Below are 1,262 nucleotides of genomic sequence, written 5' to 3'. Positions count from 1 at the left end.
AATGACGTTGACACTACCGGACATTGGCGATATCACCGAGGCGCGGCTGGACCGCTTGCGGGACAAGCTTGCGGAATCGAGCTACGACGCGATCGTGTGCTGTGGTTTCGAGAACATCCAGTACGCGACCGGCTACCGGAGCGCACCGGGGGCGAACCGCCGCAGCCAGCGGATGGCCGCGATCGTCACCCCGGCCGTGGTGTTGCTGGTCGGGGGTACCGCCGAAGCCGCGCCGGCGGTGGCGGGCGGCATCGCCCCTGATCGATACATCCCCTACGGCGCGTTCTACTTCGACTCCGTCACCGAGCAGCATCCGGCACTGCAGTGCGCACCGCAGCAGGCCTCGCTCGGCGCCGGCGTCGAGTACGCCGCCCGTCTGCTCCAGTCCACGTCTTTGTCTGTGGTCGGTGTCGACGAGGACGATTGTGCTGATGAGGTGCGTAAGGCACTGGCAAGTGCATTGCCTGGCGCGACGTTCGCCAACGCGAGCGGGTGGCTGCAGCAGGTGCGCAGCGTCAAATTGTCCGGTGAGGTCGATCGGTTGCGGCATGCGGCGAGGTTGGCCGAAGACGGGATCACGGCGGCGATCGCCGCGGCGGCACCGGGTGTGACCGAAAACGAATTGTCCGCCATCGTCGGTTCGACGATGGCCGCCGGTGGTGCGATGCCGCGCTCGATCACCCTCACGACGGGGGAGCGTTCGGCACTGGCCGACGAGTTCCCGACGAATGCCGTCATCCGCGAGGGTGACCTGCTCAGGTTCGACGTCAGCTGCGATTACGAGGGCTACCGGTCCGATATCGGTCGGACCGCGGTGATCGGCGAGCCCACCGCGTTGCAGAGCGACCGTTACCACGCGATCTGGCGCGGTGAGGAGCGCGAGATCGAGATCTGCGGGCCGGGGCTGCGGACAGCGGATCTTTTCGCCGCCGCCATCGAGGCCGTCGAGGAGGCCGGATTGCGGCCGTATCGGCGCAATCACTGCGGGCACGGGATCGGGATGCAGATCTACGAGGGCTTCCGCGTCGCACCCGGCGACAAGCACGTGCTCGAGCCGGGGAATGTGCTGTGTGTCGAGACACCGTATTACGTGCTGGGTTGGGGCGGGATGATGGTCGAGGACACGCTCGTCGTCACGCCGACCGGCGCCGAAACGCTCTCGGTCAGCACGCGGGAGCTCAGGACGGTGTCGTGATCACGGCCGCGGAGACGAGGGACTCGACCCGCTCGGGCTACACCGGGAAGATGGGATGCGGGCGGTG

At 67.2% G+C, this 1,262-nt stretch carries 1 protein-coding gene; it reads left to right on the top strand.

The annotated features are described in order from the left end of the window. Positions 1 to 1,195 (top strand): M24 family metallopeptidase (locus tag ACFWAY_RS53855; RefSeq protein ID WP_378516551.1); only part of this gene is annotated, 1,195 nt, incomplete at its 5' end. Between the last annotated feature and the right edge of the window lie 67 nt (positions 1,196 to 1,262).

Origin of the sequence: Rhodococcus sp. NPDC059968 (assembly GCF_042738615.1) — a bacterium.
Classification (GTDB): Bacteria; Actinomycetota; Actinomycetes; order Mycobacteriales; family Mycobacteriaceae; genus Rhodococcus_F.
Note: the sequence above shows the minus strand (reverse complement) of the source record. Positions and strands in the feature narration are given on the sequence as shown.